At 60.8% G+C, this 8,584-nt stretch carries 5 protein-coding genes; 2 read left to right on the top strand and 3 right to left on the bottom strand.

What is annotated here, in order from left to right; translation table 11 throughout:
* Nucleotides 1-394 precede the first annotated feature (394 nt).
* The gene (locus tag FJ398_23080; GenBank protein MBM3840788.1) at nt 395-1,573 is read left to right on the top strand and encodes a DUF1624 domain-containing protein; all 1,179 of its coding nucleotides are present in this window, start codon (nt 395-397) and stop codon (nt 1,571-1,573) included.
* 43 nt (nt 1,574-1,616) lie between these two features.
* Here FJ398_23080 and FJ398_23075 read toward each other — a convergent pair whose 3' ends face one another.
* The 3 genes from FJ398_23075 to FJ398_23065 form a co-directional block, all read right to left on the bottom strand.
* On the bottom strand, nt 1,617-3,005 hold the full coding sequence (locus tag FJ398_23075; GenBank protein MBM3840787.1) for an amidohydrolase: 1,389 nt from the start codon (nt 3,003-3,005) through the stop codon (nt 1,617-1,619).
* Between the two features lie 7 nt (nt 3,006-3,012).
* Nucleotides 3,013-3,666, bottom strand: a complete 654-nt coding sequence (locus tag FJ398_23070) for a hypothetical protein (protein ID MBM3840786.1) — start codon at nt 3,664-3,666, stop codon at nt 3,013-3,015.
* Between the two features lie 260 nt (nt 3,667-3,926).
* Nucleotides 3,927-8,234, bottom strand: a complete 4,308-nt coding sequence (locus FJ398_23065) for a hypothetical protein (GenBank protein MBM3840785.1) — start codon at nt 8,232-8,234, stop codon at nt 3,927-3,929.
* A 16-nt stretch (nt 8,235-8,250) separates the two neighbouring features.
* On the opposite strand from FJ398_23065, the gene FJ398_23060 reads away from it, so the two are divergent.
* A partial coding sequence (locus FJ398_23060; GenBank protein ID MBM3840784.1) for a hypothetical protein occupies nt 8,251-8,584 on the top strand: 334 nt, incomplete at its 3' end.

Here is an 8,584-nt window from a genome sequence, read left to right as displayed (position 1 = left end):
CGGTGCTTGGTGGAAGATTCCAAATGCGGAATCGATGCTTCAACTCAGAACCACGCGCGCCAACAATGACTGGGACCGATACTGGGCAAAATTGGCAAAAAACTGACCGACGGAAAAAGTCGCACCCAAGCCGGCCAAGACGCCACGTGGGCAGAGGGCAGGAACAATGGCGCTGTGGAGCAGGCTTTCCAGCCTGCCGGTTACGGGGACTTTCGAGTCCCCAGCAGCATAGCTCGCGATACAAAGCTGGAAAGCCCCGTGAACCCGCCGGCTCGAAAGCCTGCGCTATCTGGCTCGAAAGCGGCGATGCTAAAAATTGAGACGCCGCCTGGGCAGAAAAGCCTGGGCAGAAAAGCATTGCGGGCAGTGTCGATCTCTGGCAGCAGTAAGCGCCATGGCCAGCGACCCAAGTGCCGGCAGCGCCACGGCAACGGCACCGCCCCAGACCACTCTTCCTGTGGCACGTCCTCGACTGGATTCTGTGGATCTGCTTCGCGGCCTGGTCATGATTCTCATGGCGCTGGATCACACCCGCGCCTTTTTCTCGAACGTAACGTTTTATCCACTGCAGTTGGACCGCACCTGGCCGCTCCTGTTTTGGACCCGCTGGTTCACGCATTTCTGCGCGCCGGTTTTTGTTTTTTTGGCCGGCACCGGGGCGTTTCTCTCGACCACGCGCGGGAAAACCAAGGCCCAGTTGTCCTGGTTTTGCCTGACGCGCGGTCTCTGGCTCGTGCTCCTGGAATGCACGGTGATCCTATGGTTCGGCTGGTCTTTCTCGATCAACTTGAACTCCATTGGCGCCGCGGTGATCTGGGCGATTGGCTGGTCGATGGTGGCGCTGGCGGGCTTGGTGTTTCTCCCCGTGCGCTACATCGCGCTTTTCGGCCTGGTGATGATCGCCGGACATAATCTCCTCGACCCGCTTTCGCCCGAGCGATTCGGCTCCTTCGAATGGCTCTGGAGAATTCTGCACATCCAGGGACCGGTTCTGTTCGGCGATCCGGCCAGGCCTTCGTTCGTGATCGGCGTTGGGTATCCGCTCATCCCGTGGATCGGCGTGATGGCGGCGGGCTACGCGTTCGGCTCGATGTTCCGCTGGGAAGCGACCCGCCGTCGTAGAACCATCCTCAGGCTCGGCCTGGTTCTGACCGCGCTGTTTTTCGTCCTGCGCGCGGCGAATGTTTATGGCGATCCTTCTCCGTGGTCCGCGCAAAAGAACCCGCTCTACACCTTCTTCTCCTTCATCAACTGCACGAAGTATCCCCCATCGCTTCTCTACTTGCTCATGACTCTGGGGCCGGCGCTGATCATCCTGGCTTGCCTGGAGCGAGAAACGCCGCGCTTTTTGCAGCCCGTGCTGGTATTTGGACGTGTGCCTCTTTTCTATTATCTTCTGCACCTTCCCCTCATCCATGGACTCGCCGTCCTCGTTCGGCAGGGCGGCCCTGGCTACAATCTACCTGTGGTTTACGCCGTCTGGATCAGCGTGATCCTTGTCCTGTATCCGGTGTGCCGATGGTTCGCCAACGTCAAGCGACGCCGGCGCGAGGCGTGGCTGAGTTACCTTTAGCGAGTCGTGAAACGTGATGCGTGACTGGGTCACGGATCACGGATCACTGGTTACCGAGCACTTGCCTCGACGCACCCTGCCCGAATAGATCAAGCACCGCCGCGGTCATGGCCGTGACTCCCGTCTTGATGGTCGGTTCCGGCACAGGAGCAAAATGCGCCGAATGCAAGGACGGCAACGCCTTTGCCCCGCTGAGGTGTTCCTTGTAAGTTTCGGGAGCAACGGCTCCCAGCCACAGCAAGCAAACTGGAATCTTGTCCTGCGTGCGTCCGTACTCCCCGAAATCTTCTCCGCCCATCACCGGCTTTTGCGCAAGGACGTTCGCGTCGCCAATCCAGCGTTTGATCGCGGCGACGGCGCGGCGCGTGAGTTCAGGATTATTGTAAGTCGCGGGAGTGAACTCGTCCTCCAGCGTCACAAGCGGATACTTGTCCTCAGGCAACCCGGCCGCAGCCGCCAGACCGCGCGTGATCCGGTGGATTGAATCCAGCGTGTGTTTGCGCACTTCGTCGGTGTAGGAGCGCAGGGTCAACTGCAGCTTCACTTCGTCCGGAATGATGTTGTGTTTGGTGCCGCCGTGGATGGAGCCGACGGTCACCACGGCGGGATCGCCGGGCGCGGTTTCGCGGCTGACGATGGTTTGCAGCGCCAGGATCGTTTGCGCGGCCAGCACGATCGGATCTTTGGTCGTGTGCGGCCAGGCGCCGTGCCCGCCAACGCCGCGGATCGTTACGTTGACGGAATCGACATTCGCCATGGCAAAACCTTCGACGTAGCCCACGCTGCCGCTGGGGAGGTTGGCGCTTGCATGAAGCGCCAGGCAATAGTCCGGCTTGGGAAAACGCGTAAACAACCCATCGGCCAGCATCCCGCGGGCGCCTTTGCCCCGTTCTTCGGCCGGCTGGCCAATCATGACCAGGGTTCCTTGCCATCGGTTCTTGAGTTGAGCCAGCAGCCGGGCCGTGCCGACGAAAACCGTCATGTGCACGTCATGTCCGCAAGCGTGCATGACGCTGACCGTTTCCCCTTTTTCATCCTTCGCCTGAACCGCGCTGGCGTAGGGCAATCCGGTCTGCTCCTTCACCGGCAAAGCGTCTAGGTCGGTGCGAACCAAAACCGTCGGGCCGGCGCCATTGCGCAGGACGCCTACGACGCCGGTCCTGCCCACGCCGCGAGTGACTTGCAGGCCGGCCTGCTCCAGTTCGTCGCCAATGCGTTTGGCCGTTTCCTTCTCCTGAAGCGACAACTCCGGATGGGCGTGGAGATGTTTGTAAAGAGAATCCAGGGAAGAATATTCCTGGGCCAGGCGCGCCCGGACAGCATCGCGGACGTCTGCGCCAAGCGCCACCCACGGCGGAAGAGAGACCGATACACTGAGGAAGAATCCGGCCAACAGGATGCGCCACCGGGAATGAGGCGAAGAATTTGTCATAAGAGACCTACAGTTTCAATCGGTAGAACTTGCGGGTTCCACTCGGAGCAACTGTTCGCGGGCTGGTCGCTCCGGTCACCGCACTCCACGGCCCGGTTGCTTCATCCGCAGACTCTAACGTCGCGGCACCTTCCCAAGAGAGGATCAGATTGCTGCCAGAACGCGCGAAGCCCAGTTTCCTCGGAGGCGCGGTGGAACCTGTGGAGCTAAGGCCTCGGATGATCATGCCGCTGATGCCTCCCGAATTGTCCTCCATTTCCGCGAACCAGAGATACTCCCCGGCTTTGATCTCCACGGTGACAGTTCGGGGCTGACCCACGGGGGTCGGAACGCCGTTCACGTCCAGATTCACGCCCGAGTAATTCCCGGTGTTTTGGGCCGCAGGCTCTTTCTTGCCGTTGATATCATCGACCCAAACCTTGCCAAATCGTCCATTGCCATCCGTCGTCCGGCCCTCGAACACGGTCACGTTGTAAGTCCCGGGGTTCAGGCCGGCGAAGCGCATGAGCACCTCGGTTCCCGCCGTGTCCGGGCTTTGATAAAGGTAGTCGTCTTTGACAATTGCGGGAACCAGGACGCCGTCGTACACCGCGGACGCACCTTCCTTCGTTGGGTTGTTGGCGGTCTGGCCGAGCTGCAACTGGCGGAGATCTCGCGGCACGAAATCAGGCAACAGAGCGCAACTCTGCGGTACGCTTTGCGCCTTGCTCGATAGAGCGCCCTTGTTTGAAGCGCGCCAACGAAGCCCAGTCTTCAGGCTTCTTGTGGCCGGGTGCTCAAGTCGGGCGCTGAAGCGGCCTGAAGGCCGCGCTCCAGGACAGTGGTTCATGCGGAGGCGCGATTCTTGAAAGCAAGCGGGCTCCGGGACACACGTCTCAACACCGGAGCCCGCTCATCCTTCTACCCAGAAGGAAATTCAGCCTATTCGTAGCTGATGACCAGGTTTCCGGCTTGGACCCTGACGGTTTTGATCTTAACCGCCGTGCTGCTGCGGATGCGATAGAACTTCGCCGTCGTCGAAGCCGGAACGGTGATCGTCTTCGCGGCCGCATTGACCGCCGCGCTCGCCAGAACAGCAAAAGGTCCGGTGACCGCGTCAGCGACAAACAACTCTGCCGCTGCGGCCGGGGGCAGCCCCAGCGGCACGCAGGTTGCCGCGCCGGCGCCCGTCAACGGCGGCCCGTCCGCAGTGGGACCCCCTAACGCCGCAACTTCTTCATCGGTGAGCGCCACCTCGCGGATTTGGAGCGCGTTGATTAGCGCGGTGCTTTGCTCGTTGTCGTCGCCGTCGTTGAACATGAAGATCTCCGCCGGCAACGAGAATCGTCCATCGATGTTTGCGCCGTCGCCGCCGACGTCTTCGCGATGCTTGGCGCCGTTCACGTATTTCGCGAACCGCTTGGGCGTTGAGGTCATGTCCGCCACGAACACGGCGCGGGCCCAGGTCTCGCGCTGATGGCTGTTCGCCGGATTGATGCCGTCATAGTTTGAGCAGCAGCCCTTGCCGTACGATCCGTCCGAGCCGCGCCAGAAGAGATCGCCGTCGTTGTTTTGCCCCAGGTCGTGCGTCCGCAGGATCGTGCCGAACCCGTGTCCTTGGCCCCAGTAGAGATCGACGATCAGTGACCATTTGTTGGCATTCTTGCCGCCGCCGCTCGCCGCCAGCCCAGGTTTGACGCGTATTCCAGTTTTTCGGAAATCCTCGCCGTTTTCGTTGCGCGGAATCACCAGAAACTGGGCAGGCCGCCCCCCGATGCCGGGGACAGCGGCGAAGGCGCCCTGGCCGCTGGTGCCGAACGAATAATGGCTGGCGATGGAATTGTCGATATAGGTGATCGGATTCCCGACGGTCGCGTTCAGGTTCCCGTTGAAGGTCCAGTGGGATTTAACGTCGGCCGCGGCGGTTTGCGGCTCAGGAATCCCCGCTGCGGATGGACCGCCGAGCGCCGTGACTTCCTCGTCGGTCAAAGCCACAGGACGGATTTGGATCGAATTGACCAAAGCCGTGCTCTGCTCGTTGTCGTCGCCGTCGTTAAACAGGAAAATCTCTGCCGGGAGTGAGAATCGGCCGTCGATGTTCGCGCCATCACCGCTCACATCGTCGCGGTGCTTGACTCCATTGACGTACTTCGCGAACCGCTTGGGTGTTGAGGTCATGTCCGCGACAAACGTAACCCGCGCCCAGGCTTCTCGCTGATGGCTGTTGGCCGGATTGATGCCGTCGTAATTCGAGCAGCAGCCTTTCCCGTACGAGCCGTCCGAGCCGCGCCAAAAGAGGTCGCCGTCGTTGTTCTGATTCAAGTCGTGGGTGCGCAACACCGTGCCAAACCCATGTCCCTGCCCCCAGAAAACGTCCATGATCATTGTCCACTTATTGGCATTTTTACCGCCCCCGCTTGCAGTCAAGCCCGTGCTGACCCGCAGGCCGGTCTTGCGGAAGTCCTCGCCGTTTTCATTCCGCGGGATAGCCAGAAACTGGACTGCCTGGCCACCGATTCCGGGCACGTCCGCGAAAGCTCCCTGGCCGCTCGTGCCGAACGAATAATGGCTGGCGATCGAATTGTCGATGTACCGCACTGCCGTCCCCGTCTTCGCTTGCAGGCTTCCATTGAATTCCCATTGGGCCGCCACGCCCGTCGCCTGAGTCTTGGCGGGCGCCGGGATGCCATTCGGCGAAGGACCGCCCAAGGCTGCAACTTCTTCGTCGGTCAATGCGCCCTCGCGGAATTGAATGGCGCTGACCAACGCCGTGCTCTGTTCGTTGTCATCGCCGTCGTTAAACATGAAAATCTCGGCAGGAAGCGAGAATCGGCCGTCGATGTTCGCGCCGTCGCCGCTGACGTCTTCGCGGTGCTTGACGCCGTTAACGTACTTCGCGAACCGCTTGGGCGTTGAGGTCATATCGGCCACGAACACGGCGCGGGCCCAAACCTCGCGCTGATGGCTGTTCGCCGGGTTGATGCCGTCGTAGTTCGAGCAGCAGCCCTTCCCGTACGACCCATCCGAGCCGCGCCAGAAGAGATCCCCGTCGTTGTTTTGTCCCAAATCGTGGGTTCGCAAGATCGTTCCAAAACCGTGGCCCTGCCCCCAGTACAGATCGACAATCAACGTCCACTGATTGGCGTTCTTGCCACCGCCACTTGCCGCCAGGCCGGGCTTCACGCGAATGCCGGTCTTGCGGAAATCATCTCCGTTCTCGTTCCGCGGAATGGCGAGGAACTTCATCGGCTGCCCGTTGACTCCCGGAACCTCGGCAAAATTCCCCTGCCCGCTCGTGCCAAAGGAGTAATGGCTGGAAATCGCCGTGTCGATGTAGGCGAGATCGCTGCCGATGGCAGCCTTCAGCGTCCCGTCGTCAAAGGTCCAATAGCCCGTTGCGGCCGGCCCGCCGACGTTCTCACAAGCGCCCGGAGCCGTGGAAAATGACCACGAGCTGGTGACCGAGTTTCCCGATCCATCGGCGAAAGACAAAGTCACCGGATACACTCCTTCCGGAACATGGCCCGGATGCCGGTAGCTGATAGTAGTTTGTTTGCCGCTCTTGGTGACGGTGGGCGTCAAAGCTGTGTTCTTGACGCTCAACTTGATCGAGCCCGGATTCAAAGTCGTCGCGTCTTCGGTGACGACCACATCGATGCTCAGTTTTGCATTGACGCTCGTCTCGGCCGGCGCGGGCTTGGCGCTCCTGATGAACGGTCCCACGGCGCCAGTGCGGTCGCGATAAGCCTTGATATGCCCGGCGGCAGCACGGTCGTTGATCAGAATGCGGGTTCCTGCGCTGGTGAACGAATAGAACTCGCAATTCGCCGCGCTGCCGGCCTCGAACCAAAGCAACCGAACTCCATAAATACCCGCCTCTTGAACCACAAAGGAAAAAACGGATTCAGATGCGCCGCGTGTCCCATCGAAGATCCCCACCACGGGCGCGGTCACATCGCGTGGATCGCTCCCGACCGTCACCTTGAACCCGTCGTCGCTGGTCACGCCCATCGTGACCAAACCCGCAGGAAGGTCCAGGTAAGCGACGCTTTCGACGACGATGTTGTCGAACACTTCGGCGCCGTCCGGGTTCACGCCTGGATAGCCGGGAATGGGACCGTCCGCCGGAAACTGGCCCACTCCGCCCTGGTCGGCGTCGAAATTAATCGTGGCAAGGTTGAAGCTGCCATCGGCGTTCGCGCCGATCTTGTTGGCAATATTGGCGCCCGAGAGCCCGGCCAGTTGTTTTTCCGCCGCGCCGATTCCTCCCGGCGCTGGAGAGACAATTTGATAAACACGCGCTTTGAAGCCGCTCGATCCGGTGTTGACCGTGGCCGTGGGCACTTTTGCGGTCGGCGGGATCGTCGCATATCTCGCCACGCTAAAATCGAACGCGAACGTTTTGGACGTGTCGTACGTCAACTCGACCTTATGACTCGATGCCGAGGCAAGCAGGCCAGGGGGATCGTAAGTGATGGTCCGCGTGTTGCCCTGGCTGGTCACGGTCGGTGTGACAGTCGCCCCGTCGAATTTCAGTTGCACCGTGGGCGAAGCAAGGTTTTGCACGACGATGGAAACCACCGAATCCGGCGCAGCCCCCTGCGCCGCCGGCGACTTTGCGGAAACGTAGGAGCCCGTGCCGACGGTGGCGGTCGTAATATTGAGATCGTCGATCCAGTGGCTGTTGCGGATGGCGGCGGTCAGTTCGCCGGTTCCTGCGCCAAAACCGAACACGCCGGAAGTGGGCGTGTAGCCGATGCCCACGTTGTCAAAGACTTTGACGCCATCGTATGTAATGTCGAGCGTGCCGTCCGGATCAAGTTTGACTTCAACATTCGCGAACCGCACGGCAGTCGAGTCAGCAGGGTAAGTCTGAAGGCCCCGGAAATTCCGCACGGCGACTTTCGCGCCGCCAAACCTGACGATAATCCCTGGCGCATCGCCGGGATCGTTGCCGTTGGCATTGAAGCCGGCCAGGTTGTCAATGGTGTCGAACGAGATAATCAACCCTTTGCTTGCGGAGGGGCCGTCGCCGGTGCCTCCCGCCTCGCGGAAAGGAGTGTCCGCCGCGAGATCATTGGCGAGAACGAAGCAGAATCCATTTGCGCCCAAGCTGGTGCCGCCGCCCACGGCCGCCTTAAAGGTGGCGGTGAAACTCTGAATGGCAGCGGCGGCGTTGAAATCCGGCAAAATGTAAGATCCGTTTTGCGGGAGGGTTTTGGGGGGGTCGAACGGTGGAAGCTTCGACACGTCCGTGAGTTTGAGAATGCCGTTCTCGATCTCCGCGGCGCCGAGAGCTGTCCCGCCTGGATCGGTGGCAAAAGTGGTGTTGAACGTCGCCGCATTTCCGGACACGCAACACGCTGCCGCGATCGCCGCTGCGGGTATCCACGCCCTCAGGAATCTGGCTGAAGTTGGCTTTCTCTCCAATCGGGAACTGCTGTTGTTAGTCATGGGATTTGTTGTTAGAGCGTGTCCGAAAATTCCGCGGGGTCCTGTTTTCGCGCCAAAGGCCGGATGGCGAGGCGCGACGAAGGAGAATATCCTCCCTGGATCTTCGACTGAGGAGCAACGAAGCCAGGCGGCCTTTGGCGCGAAAA

The sequence above is a fragment of the Verrucomicrobiota bacterium genome (genome assembly GCA_016871535.1).
Taxonomy (GTDB): Bacteria; Verrucomicrobiota; Verrucomicrobiia; order Limisphaerales; family SIBE01; genus VHCZ01.
This window is presented reverse-complemented; position numbering and strand designations above follow the sequence as displayed.